19 protein-coding genes and 2 tRNA genes are annotated in these 22414 nt (G+C 63.0%); 11 read left to right on the top strand and 10 right to left on the bottom strand.

Annotation, left to right across the window (positions count from 1 at the left end; genetic code table 11):
- Window positions 1-35: 35 nt before the first annotated feature.
- The 5 genes from ACE3UG_RS15545 to pncB form a co-directional block, all read right to left on the bottom strand.
- Entirely contained in the window at window positions 36-1496 is a 1461-nt protein-coding gene (locus ACE3UG_RS15545; RefSeq protein WP_374625411.1) for a DNA recombination protein RmuC, read from the bottom strand.
- A gap of 74 nt (window positions 1497-1570) precedes the next feature.
- A complete protein-coding gene (locus ACE3UG_RS15540; RefSeq protein ID WP_374625497.1) occupies window positions 1571-2563 on the bottom strand; it encodes a 2-hydroxyacid dehydrogenase in 993 nt (330 codons plus the stop codon).
- Between the two features lie 38 nt (window positions 2564-2601).
- On the bottom strand, window positions 2602-4020 hold the full coding sequence (locus ACE3UG_RS15535) for a sodium:proton antiporter (RefSeq protein ID WP_374625409.1): 1419 nt from the start codon (window positions 4018-4020) through the stop codon (window positions 2602-2604).
- A 255-nt stretch (window positions 4021-4275) separates the two neighbouring features.
- A complete protein-coding gene (locus ACE3UG_RS15530) occupies window positions 4276-4938 on the bottom strand; it encodes a lactate utilization protein C (RefSeq protein ID WP_374625407.1) in 663 nt (220 codons plus the stop codon).
- A gap of 198 nt (window positions 4939-5136) precedes the next feature.
- Entirely contained in the window at window positions 5137-6330 is a 1194-nt protein-coding gene (gene pncB / locus ACE3UG_RS15525; protein ID WP_374625405.1) for a nicotinate phosphoribosyltransferase, read from the bottom strand.
- A 260-nt stretch (window positions 6331-6590) separates the two neighbouring features.
- Here pncB and fdxA point away from each other — a divergent pair, with 260 nt between their 5' ends.
- The 3 genes from fdxA (at window position 6591) to ACE3UG_RS15510 (ending at window position 7255) form a co-directional block, all read left to right on the top strand.
- Window positions 6591-6914 (top strand): ferredoxin FdxA, encoded by a 324-nt coding sequence (gene fdxA, locus ACE3UG_RS15520; RefSeq protein ID WP_150587742.1) that lies wholly within the window; start codon window positions 6591-6593, stop codon window positions 6912-6914.
- 101 nt (window positions 6915-7015) lie between these two features.
- Window positions 7016-7091, top strand: a tRNA-Asn gene (locus ACE3UG_RS15515).
- Window positions 7092-7179: 88 nt separating this feature from the next.
- Window positions 7180-7255 (top strand) — tRNA-Asn (locus ACE3UG_RS15510).
- Between the two features lie 165 nt (window positions 7256-7420).
- Here ACE3UG_RS15510 and oxlT read toward each other — a convergent pair.
- Both oxlT and ACE3UG_RS15500 read right to left on the bottom strand, forming a co-directional pair.
- Entirely contained in the window at window positions 7421-8740 is a 1320-nt protein-coding gene (oxlT, locus tag ACE3UG_RS15505; RefSeq protein WP_374625402.1) for an oxalate/formate MFS antiporter, read from the bottom strand.
- A gap of 1000 nt (window positions 8741-9740) precedes the next feature.
- Window positions 9741-10547 (bottom strand): FadR/GntR family transcriptional regulator, encoded by an 807-nt coding sequence (locus ACE3UG_RS15500; protein ID WP_374625400.1) that lies wholly within the window; start codon window positions 10545-10547, stop codon window positions 9741-9743.
- Between the two features lie 327 nt (window positions 10548-10874).
- Between ACE3UG_RS15500 and ACE3UG_RS15495 the strand changes: the two genes are divergently transcribed.
- From ACE3UG_RS15495 to ACE3UG_RS15465, 7 genes are all read left to right on the top strand, one after another.
- A complete protein-coding gene (locus ACE3UG_RS15495) occupies window positions 10875-12422 on the top strand; it encodes an FAD-linked oxidase C-terminal domain-containing protein (protein WP_374625495.1) in 1548 nt (515 codons plus the stop codon).
- Window positions 12422-13546, top strand: coding sequence for a glycolate oxidase subunit GlcE (gene glcE / locus ACE3UG_RS15490; protein WP_374625398.1), 1125 nt, complete (start codon window positions 12422-12424; stop codon window positions 13544-13546). Before ACE3UG_RS15495 ends, glcE begins: the two co-directional genes overlap by 1 nt.
- Before the next feature lie 8 nt (window positions 13547-13554).
- Window positions 13555-14805, top strand: coding sequence for a glycolate oxidase subunit GlcF (glcF, locus tag ACE3UG_RS15485; RefSeq protein ID WP_374625396.1), 1251 nt, complete (start codon window positions 13555-13557; stop codon window positions 14803-14805).
- Window positions 14806-14982: 177 nt separating this feature from the next.
- Complete coding sequence (locus tag ACE3UG_RS15480; RefSeq protein ID WP_374625394.1) at window positions 14983-15387, top strand: DoxX family protein; 405 nt, start codon at window positions 14983-14985, stop codon at window positions 15385-15387.
- A 46-nt stretch (window positions 15388-15433) separates the two neighbouring features.
- Window positions 15434-16261 (top strand): dioxygenase, encoded by an 828-nt coding sequence (locus ACE3UG_RS15475; protein WP_374625392.1) that lies wholly within the window; start codon window positions 15434-15436, stop codon window positions 16259-16261.
- 116 nt (window positions 16262-16377) lie between these two features.
- Window positions 16378-17298, top strand: coding sequence for a LysR substrate-binding domain-containing protein (locus ACE3UG_RS15470; RefSeq protein ID WP_374625390.1), 921 nt, complete (start codon window positions 16378-16380; stop codon window positions 17296-17298).
- A 136-nt stretch (window positions 17299-17434) separates the two neighbouring features.
- Window positions 17435-18784 (top strand): hemolysin family protein, encoded by a 1350-nt coding sequence (locus ACE3UG_RS15465; protein WP_374625388.1) that lies wholly within the window; start codon window positions 17435-17437, stop codon window positions 18782-18784.
- A 189-nt stretch (window positions 18785-18973) separates the two neighbouring features.
- Here the strand turns inward: ACE3UG_RS15465 and ACE3UG_RS15460 are convergent, their stop codons facing one another.
- The 3 genes from ACE3UG_RS15460 to ACE3UG_RS15450 all read right to left on the bottom strand — a co-directional run bounded on the left by ACE3UG_RS15460 (window position 18974) and on the right by ACE3UG_RS15450 (window position 21062).
- A complete protein-coding gene (locus ACE3UG_RS15460) occupies window positions 18974-19741 on the bottom strand; it encodes a flagellar brake protein (RefSeq protein ID WP_374625386.1) in 768 nt (255 codons plus the stop codon).
- Window positions 19742-20011: 270 nt separating this feature from the next.
- Complete coding sequence (locus tag ACE3UG_RS15455) at window positions 20012-20650, bottom strand: LysE family translocator (protein ID WP_374625384.1); 639 nt, start codon at window positions 20648-20650, stop codon at window positions 20012-20014.
- A gap of 208 nt (window positions 20651-20858) precedes the next feature.
- Window positions 20859-21062 carry a cold-shock protein gene (locus ACE3UG_RS15450; RefSeq protein WP_010805153.1) on the bottom strand — a complete coding sequence of 68 codons (204 nt, stop codon included), beginning with the start codon at window positions 21060-21062 and terminating at the stop codon, window positions 20859-20861.
- A gap of 498 nt (window positions 21063-21560) precedes the next feature.
- On the opposite strand from ACE3UG_RS15450, the gene ACE3UG_RS15445 reads away from it, so the two are divergent.
- The gene (locus ACE3UG_RS15445; protein ID WP_374625381.1) at window positions 21561-22343 is read left to right on the top strand and encodes a peptidoglycan DD-metalloendopeptidase family protein; all 783 of its coding nucleotides are present in this window, start codon (window positions 21561-21563) and stop codon (window positions 22341-22343) included.
- Window positions 22344-22414: the final 71 nt, after the last annotated feature.

The following is a 22414-nucleotide window of genomic DNA, read 5'->3' as shown; positions in this document are numbered from 1 at the left end:
GCGCCTTAACGCGCCCAGGCCTAGGCCTAGTAGGCCTACGCCTCGTCGTCGGTATCCGTCTCCACGCCGAGCAGTTCGATGGCCTGCTCACCGGGCAGCGCTTCAACCGCCTTGAGTTGGCGCGCCATCGCCCGGGTGCGGACTTCGGCCTTGTCGATCGAACGCGTCACCGTCTCCAGTTGCGATTTGGTCTTGGCGAGCACATCGCCGAACTTCATGAACTCCGTCTTCACTGCACCGAGCACCTGCCAGACTTCGCTGGAGCGGCGTTCGATGGCGAGCGTGCGAAAGCCCATTTGCAGGCTGTTGAGCAATGCGGTCAGCGTTGTCGGGCCAGCCACCGTCACACGATACTCGCGCTGCAGCAAATCCGAGAGCCCGGGACGTCGCAACACTTCGGCGTAAAGCCCTTCCGTTGGCAGGAACAGTAGCGCGAAGTCGGTCGTATGCGGCGGCGCGAGATACTTGTCCGCGATGGTCTTGGCCTCCAGGCGAATACGTGTCTCCAACGCCTTCGACGCCTCCTCTACCGCCGTCGGATCGGCCCGCTCCTGCGCGTCGAGCAAACGTTCGTAATCTTCGCGCGGGAACTTGGCGTCGATGGGCAGCCAAACCGGCTTGTTGATGTCGCCGGTCTGTCCCGGCAGCACAATCGCGAACTCCACCCGTTCGGCGCTGCCCGGCTTGGTCGCGACGTTCTTGGCGAACTGCTCGGGCGTCAGCAATTGTTCGAGCAACGCCTGCAATTGCACTTCGCCCCAGATGCCTCGCGTCTTCACATTGGTCAGCACGCGCTTGAGATCGCCCACACCGGCGGCGAGCGTCTGCATCTCGCCCAGGCCGCGATGCACCTGCTCCAGACGGTCGGACACCAACTTGAACGACTCGCCGAGTCGCTGTTCAAGCGTGGCATGCAGTTTTTCGTCGACCGTGCGGCGCATCTCTTCGAGCTTCGTCGCGTTGTTGACTTCGATGTCCTTGAGCTTCTGTTCGAGCGTGGCGCGCACTTCGGCCAGCCGGCGCTCATTGCCCTCGGCCAGTTGCGAGAGTTGTTGGTGCTGGGCGTCGCCGAAACGACGCAGCGTCGATGCCTGCTCTTCGCGCATCTGCTGCCCGTTGAGCACGAGACTCTGACGCACGGCTTCGAGCTGTGCAGCGTTCGTCTCGGTGAGCTTCGCCAGTTGTTGTGCAAAGCCATCGATCTGATTGTTCTGCACGGTGGCCACACTCGTCATCTGCGCCGCCAGCGTCTGCTGGAACTGCGCCATTTGCGCGCTCTGTTCGCCACGGCCGGCCCGCGCGGTTTCCGCGAACTCCTGACGCAGCCCGCGCTCGCTTCGATCGGCAGCGTGGAGCAAGTCGTCCCGTACGTGGGTGAGCGCGTCGACCAGCGTTGCGCGCAACGACGCGTCGCCGCGCTGCCACACCTTCACCACGATCACGATCATCACCAACAGATTCAGCGCTGCCAGCGCCACCAACACCCTCTCGACCATCGCGTTGCGACTCCCGTTGACGCTTCGTGATTCTGCTGTCCCGATCCAGCTTCCTGTGAACCTGCCTTGTGCTGCTACGCCTTGCGCGAAGCGGGATTCAGCAGACAGGGCGGCTTGCCCGCTGCCGCGCCGAATCCCAATGCGGCAATCAGATTGTCGGCGGCAAGACTGGCCATGCCACGACGCGTCGCCACCGATGCGCTTGCGATATGCGGCGTAAGCACGACATTCGACACCTTGAGCAAATCGGGATGCACCTTCGGTTCGCCCTCGAAGACGTCGAGGCCTGCGGCTGCAATCTTTCCACTGGCCAGTGCGGCAGCGAGCGCGGCATCGTCGACAATGCCGCCGCGCGCCAGATTGACCAGCGTTGCCGTCGGCTTCATCACGGCCAATTCCCCGGCACCGATCGTGTGATGCGTTGCAGCGGAATAAGGCAGCACGAGAATGACGTGATCCGCCGTTCGCAGCAGCGTGTCCTTGTCCAGGTAACTCGCCTTGCATGCGGCTTCAGCTGCCGCATCCAAACGCGAACGATTGTGATACACGACGCGCATGTTGAAGCCCATCGCACGGCGCGCAATCGCTTGTCCGATACGCCCCATGCCAATGATCCCCAGCGTGCTGCCGTGCACATCGGCACCAAGGAACATGTCGTAGGCCCACTTATCCCAATGCCCTTCGCGCAACCAACGCTCGGACTCGGTCACGCGACGCGCCGTCGCCATCAACAAGGCCCAGCCGAAGTCGGCAGTCGTCTCGTTGAGTACGTCGGGCGTATTCGTCGCCATGACGCCGGCGGCGGTCATCGCGTCGATATCGAAGTTGTTGTAGCCCACGGCCATATTGGCCACCACACGCAGATGCGGCGCACCGGCGAGCACCGACGCATCGATGCGCTCGCTCGCCGTTGTCATCGCCCCAACCTTGTCGGCCAGACGCGCGCGCAATTCGTCGCTCGAATACACCGTATCGGCGTCGTTGCGCTCGACATCGAAATACTGCGTCAGACGCTCGATCACGTCGGGGAAAATGGCCCGGGCCACCAGGATCTTCGGTTTCACCAGTTGTCTCGCAGAGGTTGGCCGCGTGGCAACGTCGCGGCTCAGAAGAATATCAGGGTCGTCACCACGAACAGCGGCAGCAGAATCGCACCCGACCACAGCATATAGCCAAAGAAGCTCGGCATGCGAATACCGCGTTGCTCCGCGATGGCTTTCACCATGAAGTTCGGCGCATTTCCGATGTAGGTGTTCGCGCCCATGAAGACCGCGCCAGCCGAGATCGCCGCGAGCGTCGCGGCCCCGGTGGTCATCAGCGTTGCCGCGTCGCCGCCGGCCGTATTGAAGAACACCAGATATGTCGGTGCATTATCGAGGAATGACGATAGCAACCCCGTCGCCCAGAAATACATGACGTTGTCCGGCGTCCCCCCCGGCCCCGTCACCAGACGGATCACCCAGCCAAGCGCCCCGGCTTCGCCCGCACGCAGTATGGCAACGACCGGAATGATCGTCAGGAAGATGCCCGCGAACAGCTTGCCAACCTCCTTCATCGGCTCCCAGTTGAAACCGTTGCCCTCACGCGCCGTGCGCGGCGTGATCGCGAGCGATATCAGCGTCACGACAATCAGCCCGACGTCGCGCGCGAAATTTTGCAGGGCGACAGGCGTACCGAAAACATCGAACTCGACGCCTGGTTTCCAGACCCCACTCATCAGCACGAGCCCCACGGCAGCGGCGAGCAGCACGAAGTTGCGCTTGCCTTCGAGTCGCAGCGGCACGGAATACGGCGTTGGATCCAGTGGCTCGGCCCGACACTCCCCCTGCTGACGGAAGTAGTAGGAATCGATCAGGAAGAACAACACCAGCAGCACGGTGCAAATGAACAGCGTCTCGGGCCAGAGGTGCGCGGTCGTCCAGAAGAAATCGACGCCCTGCAGGAAACCGAGGAAGAGCGGCGGATCGCCCAGCGGCGTTAGCGAGCCCCCGGCGTTCGCCACCAGGAAGATGAAGAACACGACAACATGCACGTTGTGCTTACGATTGTCGTTCGCGCTGATGAGCGGACGGATCAGCAACATTGCCGCGCCCGTCGTCCCCATGATGCTTGCCAGCACCGTGCCCAGCGCCAGCAACCCGGTATTGAGCCAGGGGCCGCCGCGCAGGCTGCCGTGCACGCAAATGCCCCCGGCAGTGGTGAACAGCGCTGTGAGCAAAACGACAAACGGGATGTACTCCGCGACAACGGCATGCACCGCGCCGTACCACGCTGCCCCTACGCCGAACACGAGCGCGAACGGTATCAGAAACGCCGCCCCCCAGAAGGCCGTGATCTTGCCGAAATGGTGATGCCAGAACGCGGGCGCCAGCAGCGGCCCAAGCGCGATCGAGAGCAGCAGCCCCGCAAACGGCATGCCCCACCAGGCGACGAGTTGTGCGCCGTCCGGTCCGGCAGCGAATGCCGCAGGGCTTGCCAATGCCAGCCCTGCCGCAGCCAATGCGCTCAAAATCCCCTTGTGCATTGTTTCTGGTTCCTGTTGATGGATAGTCGATTACCTACGAGTCACCGTCGATGGCAGAGTGCCCAAAACGGCACAAGCTTGGGATATATCTCAAACCAAGATTGCGCGCCGACCGACAGGCCGAATACCGAAGACCGCTGTCGTTTCTCGAAAGAAATCCCACCATCGCGAATCGAAACCGCGTTGGCGACTGAAGTCTTTCCGTTTTGGCTCGCCATCGCTGGCACGCACCGGCCGTCGCGAATGGGTCGCGCTTCAGATGCCGTCGACAATGATGAGGTGAACGCGATAGGGACCATGCGCACCCAGCACCAGCGTTTGCTCGATATCCGCGGTACGCGAAGGCCCGGCAATGAAGTTGGTCGCGCGCGAGAGTTGACCGCGCTCGCTACGCATCAGCGCAAAGCCATCTTCGTGGCCTGCGACGATGCGCGACGCGGCCACTACGGCGATGTGCGTCTCGGGCAACAGGGTGGCCGACGCAAATGTGTCAGGCCCCGACATCATCATCAGCGCCCCGGTCTCCGCGATGGCGCAAAAGCAGCCGGTGATGCCCACCAGATCGTCGCCGTTCGGCTTGCGGAATTCCACGCGGCACCCCGCCCCATTCCAGTCGAGATCGCGCAACGTCGGCCACGCCACCGCCTGGGTGGGGAGGCCGTTGGCCTGCAGGTATGTCGCGGCAGCGGACGGCACGTCGGTCATTCCGGGCACGCGCGCGATCGTGGTCGAGAGTGCCTGGGCCTTGCCGATGAACGTGGCGATGAGATCGGACGACAGTGCCGGACGCGGTCCCTGCGGATGCCGCGCCAGATAATCTTCAGCCGCCGCCTGCTCGTTCGCGCGCGCAACATCGGGACGATGCTGCGCGTTGCGAATGCGGGCAAAGATGCGATTGCGGGCGTCGGAGGTATCCATGGGCTGTCCTGTGAAACCGACGTGCCGGTCTACGGCCGGTGTCGTCGCTTATCGTGTCTCGATAGGCCGCCGGAACAAGTCCGCAAGTCCGGCGGGCGATGCGCAATTATAGCGGCTGCCCCTGCGGACGCGGTGCAGGTTCGCACACTATCGGAAGGATCTGCACTGGCGCTCGGACAACGCTGCACGCGCGAATCGTCAGGTGTCGGCCGTCAGCGCCGGCGCGATGTCGAACACCTGACGCAAATAGGCCAGATACGCGTGGTCGTCGCACATATTCTTGCCCGGCGAATCCGACAGCTTCGCTACCGGCTGGCCATTGCAGCGCACCATCTTGATGACGATCTGCAGCGGTTGATAGCCCAGGTCGTTGGTGAGGTTCGTGCCGACACCGAAGGCCAGCTTGCAGCGGTCGCGGAAACGCTCGAAAAGCTGAATGACTTTCGGAATATCGAGTCCGTCCGAGAAGATCATCGTCTTGGTATGCGCGTCGACGCGGTTCTGCGCGTAATGCGCCAACAGGCGCTCGCCCCAGGCGAACGGATCGCCGGAATCATGTCGTGCGCCGTCGAAAAGCTTGCAGAAATACATATCGAAGTCGCGCAGGAACGCGGACATGCCGTAGACGTCCGAGAGCGCGATGCCCAGGTCGCCGCGATACTCCTTCGCCCACGTCTCGAAGCCGAAGATCTGCGAGTCGCGCAGTCGAGGCCCGAGCGCCTGACACGCCTGAAGATACTCGTGCGCCATCGTGCCAAGCGGCGTGAGGCCGAGCTTCAACGCATAGTAGACGTTGCTCGTGCCCGCGAACTGCTCGCCCAGTTTGTCGCGCAGCGTGAGAATCACTTCTTCGTGCCATTCCTTCGAGAAGCGGCGACGCGTGCCGTAATCGGCGATCTTGCAGTCGCGATAATCGACGCGCCCGGCAAGCATGCAGATCTTGTCCTTGAGCCGCTGGCGGCCTTCCTCATACGCCGGCGTGCGCTGCGTATTGCGGAAATACACTTCATTGACGATCGCGAGTACCGGGATCTCGAAGAGAATCGTATGCAGCCATGGCCCACGAATGGTGATATCGATCTCGCCGTTGGCCTTCGGCGACGGCTGCACCGTGATGTACTTCTCGTTCAGGTGAAACAGGTCGAGAAAATCGATGAAGTCGCTCTTGATGAAGCGCATTGCGCTGAGGTAGCGCAGCTCGGACTCGGTAAAGCGCAGCCCGCACAGGAGCCGGATCTCGTCGCGAATCTCGTCGACATAAGGCGTGAGGTCGACGCCTTCGGTGCGGCACTTGAAACGGTATTCGACCTGCGCCGCAGGAAAATGATGCAGTACCACCTGCATCATCGTGAACTTATAAAGGTCGGTATCGAGCAGCGACGTGATGATCATGACCACAGGCTTCGAGAAGAGCACTCACCAGAAAAGCAACGAACGCTGCCGATCGGCCACTTGGGCCCTCGGCAGCGCACGGGAACAGCGAACATCGTACCGCAAAGCGGCGTCATGCATGACATGCGCCCCCGAAGCGAAACGCGGGAATCGTACGCCCCAGACACCCTTCGGCTCTCGCACCTGCCGTGACGGGCTGCGTTACAATGTGCGTTTTAACGGCCGTTCGAAGCCGTTTCGCGCCCTACTCTGGAGTTGGCATGACGCACGTTGTCACCGAAAGCTGCATCAAATGTAAATTCACCGATTGTGTGGACGTTTGCCCTGTGGACTGCTTCCGCGAAGGCCCGAACTTCCTGTCCATCGATCCGGACGAGTGCATCGATTGCGCCGTCTGCGTGGCCGAGTGCCCGGTGAATGCCATTTATGCCGAAGAGGACGTGCCGGGCGATCAGCAAGCCTTCATTGCACTGAACGCGGAACTCTCGCCCAACTGGCCGAGCATCACGAAGACCAAGCCGTCCCTGCCCGATGCGGACCAGTGGAAAGACGTCACCGAGAAGCTGCACCTGCTCGAGCGCTAAGCCTCGCGGACGGGCGCGGGCGTGGCGCCCCGGCGCAGAAAAATGCGCGTCGAGTGTTGACAGTGCGCGAAGACCGCCACTATAATCGCTTTCTCTTTTGATCCCCGATAGCTCAGTTGGTAGAGCGCCGGACTGTTAATCCGTAGGTCCCTGGTTCGAGCCCAGGTCGGGGAGCCAAGAATACCGAAGCGACGGCCTCGCGCACGCGGGGCTTTTGTTTTTAGTCGATGCATCGCGGCATGCGGTGCGTGACATCCCAGTTTGATCCTCGATAGCTCAGTTGGTAGAGCGCCGGACTGTTAATCCGTAGGTCCCTGGTTCGAGCCCAGGTCGAGGAGCCAAAACGCAGAAAGCCTCGCCAATCGGCGAGGCTTTCTTGTTTTCGGCGTCGTCAACGACATTCGCGCACCTGCCCCGATCGCGCAAAACCGCTGCGGGCATCCCAACAAAAACGGGGCACCGTCTCCGGTACCCCGCTCACTTACTGCCAACCTCTAGAACAGCGCTTATTCGCTTGCAGGCGCCCCCATGACAACCGGGGTCGATGCATTGAGCACGTTGTTGTTCACGTTTTCGATCCAGCGACGGCGCATCGGCGCGAGCAGGAATTTCGCCGCCACCGCTGCCGCAATGCTGATCACCGCAGCCGCAATGAATACACGGTCCCAGTGACCACCGACCGCGAGCACCGACGCCAGCGGTACCAGCAACGATGCCGTCCCCTTGGCCGTGTACAGCGTGCCTGCGTTGGATGCCGCGTTCTTGCTACCGAACGTGTCTGCACACAGGGCCGGGAAGATCGAGAAGATTTCGCCCCAGCACAGGAAGGTCATCGCAGCGAAGAACACGAACATGTACGGGTTCTGACCGAAGTGCATCAGGCCCAGCATCGCCAGCCCCTCACCGAGGAAGATGATGAACATGGCGTTCTCGCGACCGATCTTGTCCGAGACGAAGCCGCACAGCGGACGTGTGAAGCCGTTGCACAGGTTGTCGATCGACAGCGTCATGGTGAGCAGCGGCAGCGTCGCGCCGAACAGCGTCATCGGCATCGAAGCAATACCGTAGTCCTTCGCGATCGGCCCGATCTGCGCCGTCGCCATCAGGCCACCAGCGGCCACCGCTACGAAGCAAACGTAGATCACCCAGAACACCGGCGTGCGAATCATCTGTCCCGAGGTGTAGTCCACCTTGGTCGAAAGCGTGCGGCGCGAGGCGACAACGCCCTTCGGGGTGCGCGGCTTGACCAGCAGCAGCGCGAGAATGAAGATCGCGGCCCCCTGCACGATACCGAAGTTGAAGAACGCTGCCTCGTACCCCGATCCACGGATCATGTTCGCGATCGGAATGACGGTGATTGCCGCACCGGCGCCGAAGCCGGCAGCCGTCAGGCCCGCTGCCAGACCGCGCTTGTCCGGGAACCACTTGAGGGCGTTACCCACGCAGGTGCCATACACGCAACCCGCGCCGATACCGGCGATGACGGCCGCCGTGTACAGCACGGCGAGCGTTTCAGCGTACGAATACATGATCCACGACACGCCCACGCAGACCGCGCCGGCCGCCACCACGGGACGGGGCCCGAAGCGGTCCACCAGCCAGCCTTCGATCGGCACGAGCCACGTTTCCACCACGATGAATATCGAGAACGCCACCTGAATGGCCGCGACGCCCCAGTGATGCTTGGCCTGCATCGGCTCGACGAACAACGTCCACGAATACTGCAGATTGGCCACCAGGCCCATACAAATGATGCCGATCACCAGTTGTGACCAGCGCCCCCCCAGAAAAGAGGTCTTCTCCTCCGGTTGCGCAGTTGCTTGCATGACTTGCCTCCTAATCCTGTCAGACGATTGGCGACGGTCCGCGCTTCATTTTTGCGGTGCCCGCCGTCATCGCGTGCCGTCTCGCGCCCCAACGAGGGGGAATCGCGCATACGGCACGCCTCCTGGCGTTACATGCGGCTCATGCTTGGCCGCTTGATCGCGGAACGCTGCCTGGCGGCGCGCTCGCAGGGCTTGAGCCCCGGCTGACTGACTCTCGGAAGTGCCAAAGGACACTTCCGGCCCCCGCCTCGGCGCGGCGACGTGGGCTTTGGGGCCCGCGCCGGCAAGTTGCCGGCTGCCGAAGGGTGACTGGCATACCAATTCGAGTGCAGAAACGGACTACGCTGTCAGTGGATCACGGTGGCGTCCCATGAATCACATCGCAGGCCATTTCCCATCACTCAGGCGGGCGCGCCTCGCGGACGCGTGATCGCCAGATCGCCTGCCCGAGACTGGCAGCAGGGAGATGAGGAACACCGCAGCGCCCGACCCGGAAAGTCGGACACCCGCGGCGGATGCGACAGGGCAGTCCATACGAATAAACCGTCGCACGAAAACTGCCCAAAAAGAAATGCGTGCTTACCCAATTGGTGTCTCCGGTAAATACCGCGTCGACTCGGCGCTTGCCCGGGTTCATTCACGGGTCTTGTCACCACCGATTCGTCGCCTTGAATCTGATATACAAGATTCAATATATCGAATTAAGTATTTTTATGGTTCCAAAATTAGTCGATGACCGGATCACTGTCAACCCGAGACCGTCCCCCTATCGCTTGCGCTGCGCGATCGGCCGAGCGTTTCGCACGCGTCGAGGTAAGCGTGCGATAACCAGCAAACGCAGGGAAATCAGGGCATTGCGAGGTATTGCGTCTCGGGATGAGGAGGAACGAGCCTCCATGCGGGGTCACACTGCTGGGTGCAGCGTCAGGGAAAACGATGACGTTTTAAGGGAACGTATTTGCCCGCTGACGGGGGGGTTCCCGTCAGCCAGACCATCGAATCAGATCGGATCTGCGTCGCCCGAGTGGCGACGAATGAAGGTCAGGTGTTCGCGCAGCGAACGTTGCGCGAGGGTGGCATCGTGCGAGGCCACGGCGTTGAAGATGCGACGATGCTGGTCGATCAGTTCGGCCAGATCGGCGCCGTGCCCGACAATCGCGCGATAGTTGTCGACGACCGAACCGCGCAGCAGCTCGAAGATCGCGTGCATGAGATGGACCAGCACGAGGTTGTGCGTGGCTTCCGCGAGCGCCAGATGGAAATGGGCGTCGAGTTCGGGCACACGGGTGAGCAGCGACTGCCCCCGGGCGGCGCCTACGCCATCGAGGCCATCGCGCCCCATGGCAAAAGCCGCCTCGAGCGCTTCGAGCGCCTGCGCCAGCCGTGCGATGTCCTGCGGTGTTGCGCGCTCGGCCGCCAATTCCACCGCCTTGGCTTCGAGCACTTCGCGCATCTCGAGAACGTCGTCGACGGTCTTGCTGTGCCGTGACATCAATTGCGACAGCGGTTCCGCAAGCAACGGCTGGCTGGCGTTGGCGACCAGATAGCCGCCCCCCGCACGGCCTACGATCAGGCCACGCGACTCCAGCCGCAGCAATGCTTCGCGAAGGGATGGACGTGACACGCCCATCTGTTGCGCCAGATCGCGCTCGGACGGCAGCGCCGAGCCCGGCGCGAGCCGGCCTTCGACGACCATCGTCTCCAGTTGTTCATACACCATGTCGGACAGACGCAGACGCGGCGGTGGCGTCACCGGCGCAAAGCTCGCGACGGTGCCCGGAAATTCGCTGGCAGGAAGGGAAGACATAGGCAGGGACGACTCGTTGGACGACATGTCGGCTTCGGCTCTCGACAAAAGAATCACAAACATGACGATACAGGATGGCGCTTCACTCAGGGCGGACGTACCGCCGAGCGCCCCCAATCGCCAGAGAATCGGCATCAAACAAAGGGTTAACCCTGTAGTCGAAATCGGATCATTCCCTTTACGATAACGACTGGATAGCTGGTCGACCAGTCTACCAGTAGACCAAATATCCCTTAGCCGCCATTACACGTCAACGATTGTCCGAGAGCAAGCCCGATGGCATCGAATGCTTCGCCCCCTTCCCCGCTGTTGAGCCCGCAGCGCCCAATGGCGGCGTCTGCGTCGCCTTCGTCGGCACTGGCCACGCCATCGATACCTGCCGTCAACGCCGACGAGCCAGTGTTCGCGACACTGGACGACGTTACGCGCGCGAGCCGCCTTGCGGCGCTGCGTGCCGCCGCGCCCGACGCCCAATGGCTCACCGAGCGCGAGCAGATCACACCGTATGAATGCGACGGCCTGGCCGCCTATCGCAAGCTGCCGCTTGCTGTGGTGCTGCCCGCCGACGAGGATCAGGTCTGCCGGATTCTGCGGGCGTGCCATGCTCACAACGTCCCCGTCGTGCCGCGTGGCGCCGGCACCGGCCTGTCCGGCGGCGCCATGCCGATCACCGACGGCATCGTGCTCTCGCTCGCCAGATTCAAACGCATTCTCGAAGTCGACGCTTACGCCCGCACTGCCACCGTGCAGCCCGGCGTGCGCAATCTTGCCGTCTCCGAAGCAGCCGCGCCTTATGGCTTGTACTACGCACCGGACCCGTCGTCGCAGATCGCCTGCACCATCGGCGGCAACGTCTCGGAGAACTCCGGCGGTGTGCATTGCCTGAAGTACGGCCTTACCGTTCACAACGTACTGCGTGTGCGCGCCGTGACGATGGACGGCGAGATCGTGGAATTCGGCTCGCACGCGCTCGACGCGCCGGGCCTCGATCTGCTATCCGTCTTCATCGGCAGCGAAGGAACGTTCTGCGTCGTGACCGAAATCACGGTGAAGCTCGTGCCCAAGCCGCAAGTGCAGCAGGTCGTCATGGCGAGCTTCGACGACGTAGAGGCCGGCGGCAACGCCGTCGCGGCGATTATCGCGGCGGGCATCATCCCCGCCGGGCTCGAGATGATGGACAAGCCGGCCACCCAAGCGGTGGAGGCATTCGTTCACGCCGGCTACGACCTCGACGCTGCGGCCATCCTGCTGTGCGAGTCCGACGGCACGCCCGAAGAAGTGGCGGAAGAAATCGCCCGGGTCTCGGCGGTACTGCGCGCTTCGGGGGCCACGCGCATTCAGGTATCGACGTCCGAGGCCGAGCGCCTGCGCTTTTGGTCAGGCCGCAAGAATGCCTTCCCCGCCGCTGGCCGACTCTCGCCTGACTATTACTGCATGGACGGCACCATTCCGCGACGGACCATCGGCACGTTGCTCAAGCGTATCGAAGCGATGGAAGTGCAGTACGGCCTGCGTTGCATCAACGTCTTTCACGCTGGCGACGGCAACATGCACCCGCTGATCCTGTTCAACGGCAACGATCTCGACGAGTGGCACCGCGCCGAAGCGTTCGGCAGCGACATTCTCGAGACCTGCGTCGCACTCGGCGGCACAGTGACAGGCGAGCATGGTGTCGGGATCGAGAAGATCAACGCAATGTGCGTGCAATTTTCACCGGAGGAACGCGATGCGTTCTTTGCCGTGAAGCGCGCCTTCGATCCCGCCGGTCTGCTCAACGCCGACAAGGGCATTCCGACACGCGCGCGCTGCGCCGAGTACGGCAAGATGCACGTGCGCGGCGGTCTGCTGCCCCATCCCGATTTGCCGAGGTTCTGATGTCGCCAGCCCCCCACGCCGCGTCGCACGGCGCGCACACCCAAGCAGCGGCGCACGCGCTCGCGACGATTCGCGAGCGCGTGCTCACTGCCACCGCCACCGGCACGCCGCTCGACATCCACGGCGGCGGTACCAAGCGCTGGTACGGCCAGACGCCCGTGGGCGAGCCGCTCGACATGCGCCCCTATTGCGGCATCGTCTCGTACGATCCGGCCGAGCTCGTGATGACCGCCCGTGCAGGTACGCCCCTGGCGGAGATCGAAGCAGCGCTGGCCGAGCGCGGTCAGATCCTGCCCTTCGAACCGCCGCATTTCGGCCCCGGCGCCACACTCGGTGGCTGCATTGCCGCCGGCCTGGCGGGGCCTCGACGCCCGCACGTCGGCGCACCGCGCGACTTCATCCTCGGCGCCGTGGTGATGAACGGTCAGGGTCAAGTCCTGCATTTCGGCGGACAGGTGATGAAGAACGTCGCCGGTTACGACGTCTCTCGCGTGCTTGCCGGCGCGCTCGGCACACTCGGCGTATTGCTCGAGCTGTCGATCAAGGTCCTGCCTTGCGCCGTGTCCGAGGCCACGCTGCATTTCGAACTGCCGCAGGGGCAAGCTATCGAGCAACTCAATCGCTGGGGCGCTCAGCCGCTACCGCTCATGGGCTCGGCCTGGCACGACGGCATGCTGCGCGTACGTCTCGGCGGCGCGGCGGCAGCCGTCGTCGCGGCCCGCGCCGCAATGGGCGGCGAGCACGTCGATGTCATCGAAGCGCGTAACGACTGGCAGGCCTTGCGCGAACAGACGCATCCATTCTTCGCGGCTGCCCCGTTGGCGGGAGACGGCCAGCCGCTGTGGCGTCTGGCGGTGCCGCCGACCACGCCGCCGCTCGTTCACGGCGACGAACATCTGATCGAATGGGGAGGCGCGCAGCGTTGGTGGATAACCCCGCGCGCCGCCGACGAAGTGCGAGCGATTGCCGCAGCGGTGGGCGGGCATGCTACGCTGTTTCGCCACGGCGACAAGTCGGCCGGCGTATTTACCCCGCAACCGGCCGCGCTGCACGCTATCGGCGAGCGTCTGCAGCAAGCGTTCGACCCGAGCCGCATCTTCAACCGCTATCGGCTGTACCGCTAAAGACGACGATGCAAACGAACCTCGCAGACTTCCTCCGCAACACGCCGGATGGCGACGAAGCCGAAGCCATTCTCCGCAAGTGTGTGCATTGCGGCTTTTGTACCGCAACCTGTCCGACCTATCAGTTGCTGGGCGACGAACTCGACGGGCCTCGCGGGCGCATCTATCTCATCAAGCAGATGGTCGAGGGCCAGAACGTGACGCGTGAAACGCAGCGTCACCTCGATCGCTGCCTGACCTGCCGCAGTTGCGAAACAACGTGCCCGTCGGGCGTGCAATACGGACGGCTCGCCGACATCGGCCGCCGTCTCGTGGACGAGAAGGTCTGTCGGCCGGTGAGCGAACGTGTCGTGCGGTGGACGCTCGCCCGCGTGCTGCCCAACCGCGCGCTGTTCTCTCCCGCGCTGCGCCTCGGCCAGCAATTCCGTTCGATGCTGCCGCGCGCGTTGCGCGAGAAGGTGCCCCATCGTCAGCGCTCGGGCAGTTGGCCGCAGGCCCGGCACGCACGCCGCATGCTGATGCTGGAAGGTTGTGTTCAACCGGCCATGCTGCCGAACGTCAACAAGGCCACCGCGCGTGTGCTCGACGCGCTCGGCATCGAACTGGTGCGCCCGGCGTCTGCGGGTTGTTGCGGCGCCATCCGTCTGCATCTGAACTATCAGGACGACGGCCTGGACGACGCGCGCCGCAACATCGACGCCTGGTGGCCGGAGATCGAAGCGGGTGCGCAGGCCATTGTGATCAATGCATCGGGCTGCGGCGCGACGATCAAGGAGTACGGCCACCTGCTGCGTCACGATCCGCAATATGCAGGCAAAGCACAGCGCGTCTCCGAACTCGCGCGCGATCTGTCTGAAGTGCTGCTCGACAACCTCGATATCCTCGAGCAACGTGTGCCCAATCGCAAGACGGGCAAGATCGCCTACCACCCTCCGTGCACGCTGCAACACGGCCAGCAACTCAAAGGGGGGGTGGAGAAGGTGCTCGCCAGCGTCGGCGTGAACGTCGTGTTGCCGCAGGACAGCCACATTTGCTGCGGCTCGGCCGGCACCTATTCGGTCACACAGCCGGCCCTGTCGCATCAATTGCGTGATGCGAAGTGGGAGGCGCTCGACGCGCTTGCGCCCGAACTGGTCGTGTCGGCGAACGTCGGTTGCATCTGCCACTTGCAGGCCACGGGCAAAGGCGAACATGCCCGCGCTCACGCCCCCGTGCAGCATTGGATCGAATTGCTCGACCGGATGATCGCGTCGGCATGATTGCGGGCGACGGCCCCCGAAATGGCAGCAACGATTGATTGTCCCCGCCTTAGGGACAATCAATCCCTGACACGCTCGTTTATCTAAACGATCCCGCTCCCTAGAATCGTCGGTAAGTCGGCAATTTCATGAATTGCCGAGCCATCCTCTACCTCGATTCCGTCACCGGAGCCTGTCATGATCGACACCAAAACCGCCCCTTATGCCGCGCTGCTGTTGCGCGTCTCGCTGGGTATCCTCTTCCTCGCCCATTTGTCGCTCAAGGTGTTCGTTTTCACGATCCCCGGGTTCGTGGGCTTCATGGGCTCACTGGGACTGCCGCCGTTGCTCGCCTATGTCACGATGGCGCTGGAGTTCGTCGGGGGCCTGATGCTGATCACGGGCTTCTACGCGCGCTGGGCGGCGCTGCCGCTGGCAGCGCTGATGCTCGGCACCATCGTATCGGTCCACGGCCATAACGGCTGGGTCTTCACGAGCAAGGGGGGCGGTTGGGAATTCCCGGCGTTCTGGCTGGTCGCGCTGCTGGTCGTGTCGCTGCTTGGCGACGGCGCCTGCGCAATCCGTCGTGCGCGCGCCGCCTGATCGTGCGTTCCGATTCTGTTAGCGTTGGTTAGCCGGAGTCACTGCCATGTCTGCCCTGCCTACACTCTTCGTCTCCCACGGCTCACCGCTGCTCGCGGTCGATCCGGGCCGCACCGGTCCATTATTGGCAGCGTTGGGGCGTGCGATGCCGCGTCCGCGGGAGATCCTCGTGATCTCGCCGCATTGGTCGACGCCGACGCCGCGCGTGGGCAGTCTGGCACAACAGCGCACGATCCACGACTTCGGCGGCTTCCCGCGCGAACTGTATGCATTGGAATACCCGGCCGCAGGCGCGCCTGCGCTCGCCGAGCGCACCGTTCAAATGCTGCGAGACGCGGGGCTGTCCGCCACCACCGACGACCAATGGGGCCTCGACCACGGCGCCTGGGTGCCGCTGCGCTACCTCTATCCCGACGCGGATGTTCCGGTTACACAGTTGTCGCTGCAACGTCATATGTCTCCAGCGTACCAATATCGACTCGGACAGCACCTCGCACCGCTCGCTCAGGAAGGCGTACTCATCGTCGCGTCGGGCAGCTTCACCCACAATCTGCACGAGGTGTTCCGCGCCCCGTCGGACGACCGCGCCGACGCCCCCTATCTGGCCGAGTTCGTCCAATGGTTCACCGAGCATCTCTCGGCGATGGATCTGGACGCCCTGTTCGACTATCGTGCCCGCGCGCCGCACGCCGAGCGCGCCCACCCGAGCGACGAGCACCTGTTGCCGCTCTATATCGCGCTGGGCGCGGCGGACAACGCCGCTCGCCAGACACACTTCGACACAGGCGCCACGTACGGTGCCCTGCGCATGGACGCCTTCGCGTTCGGCAGCGCCGCGCCGTCGCTCGCCGAGGTGAACGCGCTGGCACAATAGCGGCATTGGCAGTGAGGTGACGGCGCCCCCGGCACCGCACTGGCGGCTCGGCTTTTGTCCGACAACCTGCCCGATCGCGCGTCGAGCGGCGCATTTCCGAGGAGCGACACAGCGGCATGAACAAACTGCGCGAGATCGAATGCTTTATCGCCGTGGTCGAGTCGGGCAGCTTCGTGAAGGCCGCCGCAACCTTGGGCATCTCGAAGACCGCCATCTCACGTTATGTCGCCGATCTCGAAGCGCGTCTGGGCACGCGATTGCTTCAGCGCACCACGCGACGCCTGTCGCTCACCGAACCCGGTCAGCGTTACGTCGAACGCTGCCGCGAGATCCTCGCGGAACTCGATGAGGCTGATGCCATGGCCGGCGAACAGGACGGATTGCCTGCCGGGCCGCTGCGCATCAACGCGCCACATACGTTCGGTGTCCTGCATCTTGCGCCGCTCTGGCCGACGTTTCTCGCGCGCCATCCGCAGGTCTCGCTCGATATCACGCTGAGCGATCGACTCGTCGACATTGTCGACGAAGGCTACGACCTGGCCATCCGAATCACACGCCTGCCCGATTCGTCACTGGTGCATCGGCGGCTCGCGGGGACCCGGATGGTGCTGTGCGCCTCGCCCGGCTATCTCGCCCAGCACGGAACACCACATCACCCCAGCGAGCTCGCCCATCATGAGACGGTGGGCTACAGCTACTTCCTGCATCGGCGCGACTGGCGCTTCGATGGTCCCGACGGTCCGGTTTCGGTGCGCACGCACGCTCGACTCATCGCCGATAACGGCGATACCTGTCTGGCCGCCGCCATGGCCGGGGCGGGCATCATTTTGCAGCCGGCGTTTCTCGTGCAAGACGCCCTGCGCGACGGCCGCCTCGTCGAGTTCATGCCCGAGTACACCCAGGGCGAGACCGGCATCTACGCCGTCTACCCCTCGCGCAAATACCTGAGCGCCAAGGTTCGCGCGCTCATCGATTTTCTCGTCGATGCCTTCTCCATGCCCGGCTGGCGCGCCGTCGACCGTCGCCACCCGAAATAGACCTGTCGGCATCCGCCGCGAAAGCGCCGCGAATCCCTCGCAAATGACCGGCAAAATACTGGAACTTCACGCCTTATTTCTTGCTGCGGGCAATTGTCACTTATACTGACGGGCCTGTTGTCCCATTTCATACATCTTGGAAAACTTCTTACTGATCGTCGCCGCGATCCTGCTGGTGTTGCTTAACGGCTTCTTCGTGGCGGCGGAATTCGGCCTCGTCAAACTGCGCCAGACGCGCGTTCATGTCATTGCCCGCCAACGCGGTTGGCGCGGCCGTATCCTGGCCAAGGTCCATGGCCAGCTCGACACTTACCTTTCTGCGTGCCAGCTTGGCATCACGCTCGCCTCGCTCGGTCTGGGCTGGATCGGCGAGCCTGCGTTCGCCCGCATTCTCACGCCGATATTCGAGATGCTGGGGGTCCGTTCGCCGGAACTGATTCACGCGCTCGCCTTCTTCATCGCATTCTTCACGATTTCCTATCTGCACATCGTCGTGGGCGAACTCGCGCCGAAGTCGATGGCACTGCGCATGCCGGAAGCCGTCTCGGTGTGGACGGCCGCGCCGCTCTACGCCTTTTACTGGCTGATGTATCCGGTGATCTGGATCCTGAACCACAGTGCCAATCGCCTGCTGCGCTGGACCGGCCTCGACCCGTCTCACGGCACCGACGCGCATTACTCGGCCGACGAAATCAAACTGATCATGCGCCGGGGCGCGTCGAGCGAGAAGCTGTCGCGCGACGACTGGAACGTCGTGGCATACGCCATCGATTTCAGCGACCTGACGGTGTCCGATCTGATGCATCCGATGAGCGAAGTCGCCGCTTTCCGGCGCAATGTCACCTTCGCCCAGAACATGGATACGGCGTATCGTCACCGTTACAGCCGATACCCGTTTTTCGGCGACGACGGCGAAACCGTGCTCGGCGTGGTGCATCTGAAAGATCTGTTCCTCGCGGAGCACCATGGCCAGTCCATCGAGGATCTCGGCAGCATGGTGCGGCCGGTCGAGCGCGTGAAGCCCGACATGCCCGCGCGCGAGCTGTTTGGCCGAATTCGCCGAGGCGCACCGCACTTTACTATCGTTGGATGGCCCGATCAGAAACCTATCGGCTTCCTGACGCTCGACAACCTGCTCTCGGCACTGGTTGGCAAGATCCGCGACGAATTCCGTCAAACGGAAGACGACTGGACGCACATGGAAGACGGCACGCTCATCGGGCGCGGCAGCCTGCCCATCCTGACGCTGGAGCGGGCGCTGGGTCTCGTCATCCCGAGCGAGCACGCGGAATCGGTGGGCGGCTTGATCATGGACGCCCTGGGCTACCTGCCTCACGAGGGCCAGAAGGTCGACTTCGATGGCTTCTCGGTCGTCGTGAAGAAAATGCAGGGGCCGCGCATTGTGCTGGTGCGCATCTATCCCGATGGCGTCCACGAAGCAGGCGGCGAGGCATCCGACGTAGCGGTGCAACATGACCACGACTGATACGCGATCGATTCCCGTGATGCCGCTAGGCAGAAAACGCACTGCGCGTCATATGCCCGACGCGGGCAGTTGCGGGAAGCCGAGATGCCAACGGCGGGCTGATTTGCTGCGACGGCTGCACACGATACCTTAGCTGCGGATTCACGCACCGGGCTGACACCGGCGGCAACGCGAGACCGCGTCGAACGCTCAGCCGCGTGCAAATGCCTTGCGGTTGAGTTCGAGCTGGGTGATGAGCTTTTGCAGACGCGATTCGGCGGTACGCGAGAGCGCGATGAAGCGGCAGCCGATGTGATACTCGACGTCCTTCGCGAGCGGCACGGTGCGAATGGCGCAGACTTCCAGGTCCACCTGCACGGTGCCGTAGTCGCGCAATTCGATCTCGGCGTGCATGAGCATCGAGCCCTTCGGAATCTCGGTCGCCGCACCGGCCTTCGTGCGCAAGCCAAGGCCACCCAGCGAGAGGTCGAACACCGACAGGCGCATCGGCACGTCGTCGGGGAATTTGACCGTGCACTGGTACGGATCGAGAATGGGCGTCTTTACCCGGAAGTAATCTCGGCGCTGCAACCGCACGAGCGTCTCCGGGTACGACGAATAGAACGCCGGGTATCCCTCGAACTCGCGCTCTTCGACATCTCCGATGGGGAAATGCACCTGAATGCCTTCGGGTACGCCGACAAATAGTGCGCGCTTGTTGGCGAGCAGCGCCCGGTTCTCCGTCTCCACGCCGCCCCAGTCGAAATAGAAGCCGCGGGCTTGCGGCTCGACCTTGAGCAGGCGCGTGACGAGTTGACGCTGGCCGTTCGCGAAGTACACCGTCATGAAATCGCCGCGCGTCGCCAGATGACGCAGCACGCCGCCAATCTCCAGAGGATTGCCGATGCGATACGAGTCGTGCAGTTGGGATTCTTCTTCCGTGGGCGCCGGTATCACCTGCGGTTCTGTCGTTTCCATACCTGATCTTCTAATTGTCCGCGTCGCGACCGCGCCAGACGGCGCGCGCCGCACGAAATATGGCCTCTGCAACGCGTAATGCCTCACGGGCATCACCGGCGCGAACGAGCGCCCGTCGGTGCTCACTCGCCGTCGCATGCATCCGGTCATGAGCGTTAACGGTCGCTGGCCGGAAATATTGAGTGCTCCAGCGCAAGAAATGACGGCTCCCCGTGCCGTTCATTCTGCCCCCCGGCGTTCCCACACGCCGTTGCTGCGTACTTCGCCAGATCAGCGGTGCACTGCTGCCATCAGTGCGCCGAAGCCCATGAACACGCCGCCGCTGACGCGATTGAACGCCTTGAGCACGCGCGCTTCGCGCAAGTACGGTGCGATGCGCAGGCCGCCGGTGGCATAGACCATGTACCAGCTCACCTCGATCACCGCGAACGTGCCGAGCAGTATCGAGAACTGCGGCAACTTGGCGGCTGTCGGGTCGATGAACTGCGGCAGGAACGCCGCCGCGAAGAGGATGGCTTTCGGATTGCTTGCGGCGACCAGGAAGCCGGCTTTGAACAGCTTGCCGAAGCTCGAGTCGGCCGCCAATGTGGGCGCCCCGAGATCGGCTGTGGCTTGCGTCGTATCCACCGGCGAGCGCCAGCTCTTATAGCCGAGGTAGACGAGATACGCCGCGCCGGCGTAGCGCAGCGTGTCGAAGAGCATCGGCCATGCCTTGAGCACCGCGCCCAGGCCGGCCGCCGAAATCGACATCATCGCGATGAGTGCCGCCATGCAACCGGCCATCGTCCCCAGCGACGGACGCAAGCCATGACGCGCACCATGCGTCATGACGAGCAACATGTTCGGCCCCGGCGTCGCCGAGACGAAGAAAACGGTGACCACGTACAGCCACCACGTTTGCAGGCTCATGATTGCCTCGGAAGAATGCGAACGGGAATTCGATCAGGCATTGTAGCGTCGAACCGTGACGGTGACAGCGTTCGCGTGCACGTCTCATGAGAATCTACGCGAATCAAAAACAAACAGGCCCGATGACTTGCGCCATCGGGCCTGTTGTTCGCGGGGAACCGCCTTGCACTAGTGCAGAAGCGGTCTCACGTGAAAGCGAATAAGCCGCTTAGATCGGCTTGATGTTCGCAGCTTGCTTGCCCTTCGGGCCAGTCTTGACCTCGAACGACACGCGTTGGTTTTCTTGCAGCGACTTGAAGCCGTCAACCTTCACTTCCGAGAAGTGAGCGAACAGGTCTTCACCGCCGGCGTCCGGGGTGATGAAGCCGAAGCCCTTTGCGTCGTTGAACCACTTAACAATACCGGTTTCCATGTTTTTTCCTAATAAAACAATAGCCCAGGGTCGAAATGACCCCTCTAGCGCTGACAATCAAGGGAAAATGAAGGACTAGAAACCAGCGAGAAGCAGGAAAACTACGTCTGACAACAACTTCGCGGCTTGACAATCTGCAATTCGTTTTATACGTGTAGACTCGGCGCTTGTCAACAGGGGAAATGCCGCAAATCCGGTAATCATTTCCGCCATCGGCGAGGAATTTGGGCGGGCTTCGGGTGTCCGAGCGGAGGTCACTGCCCGTACAATGGGCGTTTTATCCCGCGCTCATGCTGTTGTCGCGCGTGCGGCCCGCGTTTTGTGATGTCCGAAGCCGTTTCTGGGTGTTTTCCCCTATTCGGTGCGCATTACGGTGCACATTACGGCGCGCATTACGGCGCGGACGACGGCGCGCATTTTCAAATGCACGTGTCCGCCGCACGCCACGCGACCACCATTGGGCCTCTAACCTGCCTACGGATGGAGCCTACCCGCCTCATGCGACCCTCGCCGTCGCAATCTGAAGTTCGTACGTCAAGCCAATTGCGCTGGCTCACCCGTTGGCGCACGCACGCGCTCAGCCTGGCTGTTTGTGCGACGCTCGCCGCTTGCGCCGGCTCACCGACCTACGGCCCGGTGCCGGCCGGAAGCTACCGGGTGAAGTCGGGCGACACGCTCTACGGCATCGCGCGCGCCAATAATGCCCGTGCCGCCGATCTCGTGCGCTGGAACGGTCTGACGGATCCCGACAAGATCGAGGTCGGTCAGGTGCTGCGTGTCGTTCCGCCCGCAGGGTCGTCCAGCGCCTCGTCGGGCGGGAGTTCGTCGTCTGACAGCGCCAGATCGCGGGCGCCCGATCGGACTGCGCCCAAGCGTACCCCCGTGCCCGCCGCGCCCCGCATCGCAACCAACAAAATTCCGATGGTGTGGCCCGCCAACGGCCCGGTGCTGGCGAATTTCAATGGCAGCAGCAACAAGGGTGTCGATATTGGCGGCAACGCAGGCGATCCGATCTATGCGGCGGCGGCCGGCAAGGTCGTGTATGCGGGAAGCGGTTTGCGTGGCTACGGCAACCTCGTGATGTTGCAGCACGAAAACGGGTACCTCACTGCCTACGCCCACAACCGCACGATTCTGGTCAAGGAAGGCGCGTCGGTCAGCAAGGGGCAGAAAATTGCCGAAATGGGCGACACCGACTCGCACGGCACGGTCAAGCTGCACTTCGAAGTGCGTCAGAAGGGCACGCCGTTCAATCCTCGCGACTTCCTGCCGTCGCGCTAATTGGCTCCGTATCGCAACGTATTGCAACGTTTCGCACCGTATCGGTGTGGCGAACGCGTACCGCCAAAGCA

The organism is Pandoraea sp., assembly GCF_041919235.1.
In the GTDB taxonomy this organism is placed as follows: domain Bacteria; phylum Pseudomonadota; class Gammaproteobacteria; order Burkholderiales; family Burkholderiaceae; genus Pandoraea.
Note: the sequence above shows the minus strand (reverse complement) of the source record. Positions and strands in the feature narration are given on the sequence as shown.

Coding starts and splice junctions, on each gene's coding strand:
- ACE3UG_RS15545 (WP_374625411.1), bottom strand. CDS start 1,496: ATGGTCGAGAGGGTGTTGGTGGCGCTGGCAGCGCTGAATCTGTTGGTG.
- ACE3UG_RS15535 (WP_374625409.1), bottom strand. CDS start 4,020: ATGCACAAGGGGATTTTGAGCGCATTGGCTGCGGCAGGGCTGGCATTG.
- ACE3UG_RS15530 (WP_374625407.1), bottom strand. CDS start 4,938: ATGGATACCTCCGACGCCCGCAATCGCATCTTTGCCCGCATTCGCAAC.
- pncB (WP_374625405.1), bottom strand. CDS start 6,330: ATGATCATCACGTCGCTGCTCGATACCGACCTTTATAAGTTCACGATG.
- fdxA (WP_150587742.1), top strand. CDS start 6,591: ATGACGCACGTTGTCACCGAAAGCTGCATCAAATGTAAATTCACCGAT.
- oxlT (WP_374625402.1), bottom strand. CDS start 8,740: ATGCAAGCAACTGCGCAACCGGAGGAGAAGACCTCTTTTCTGGGGGGG.
- ACE3UG_RS15500 (WP_374625400.1), bottom strand. CDS start 10,547: ATGTCTTCCCTTCCTGCCAGCGAATTTCCGGGCACCGTCGCGAGCTTT.
- ACE3UG_RS15495 (WP_374625495.1), top strand. CDS start 10,875: ATGGCGGCGTCTGCGTCGCCTTCGTCGGCACTGGCCACGCCATCGATA.
- glcE (WP_374625398.1), top strand. CDS start 12,422: ATGTCGCCAGCCCCCCACGCCGCGTCGCACGGCGCGCACACCCAAGCA.
- glcF (WP_374625396.1), top strand. CDS start 13,555: ATGCAAACGAACCTCGCAGACTTCCTCCGCAACACGCCGGATGGCGAC.
- ACE3UG_RS15480 (WP_374625394.1), top strand. CDS start 14,983: ATGATCGACACCAAAACCGCCCCTTATGCCGCGCTGCTGTTGCGCGTC.
- ACE3UG_RS15475 (WP_374625392.1), top strand. CDS start 15,434: ATGTCTGCCCTGCCTACACTCTTCGTCTCCCACGGCTCACCGCTGCTC.
- ACE3UG_RS15470 (WP_374625390.1), top strand. CDS start 16,378: ATGAACAAACTGCGCGAGATCGAATGCTTTATCGCCGTGGTCGAGTCG.
- ACE3UG_RS15460 (WP_374625386.1), bottom strand. CDS start 19,741: ATGGAAACGACAGAACCGCAGGTGATACCGGCGCCCACGGAAGAAGAA.
- ACE3UG_RS15455 (WP_374625384.1), bottom strand. CDS start 20,650: ATGAGCCTGCAAACGTGGTGGCTGTACGTGGTCACCGTTTTCTTCGTC.
- ACE3UG_RS15450 (WP_010805153.1), bottom strand. CDS start 21,062: ATGGAAACCGGTATTGTTAAGTGGTTCAACGACGCAAAGGGCTTCGGC.
- ACE3UG_RS15445 (WP_374625381.1), top strand. CDS start 21,561: ATGCGACCCTCGCCGTCGCAATCTGAAGTTCGTACGTCAAGCCAATTG.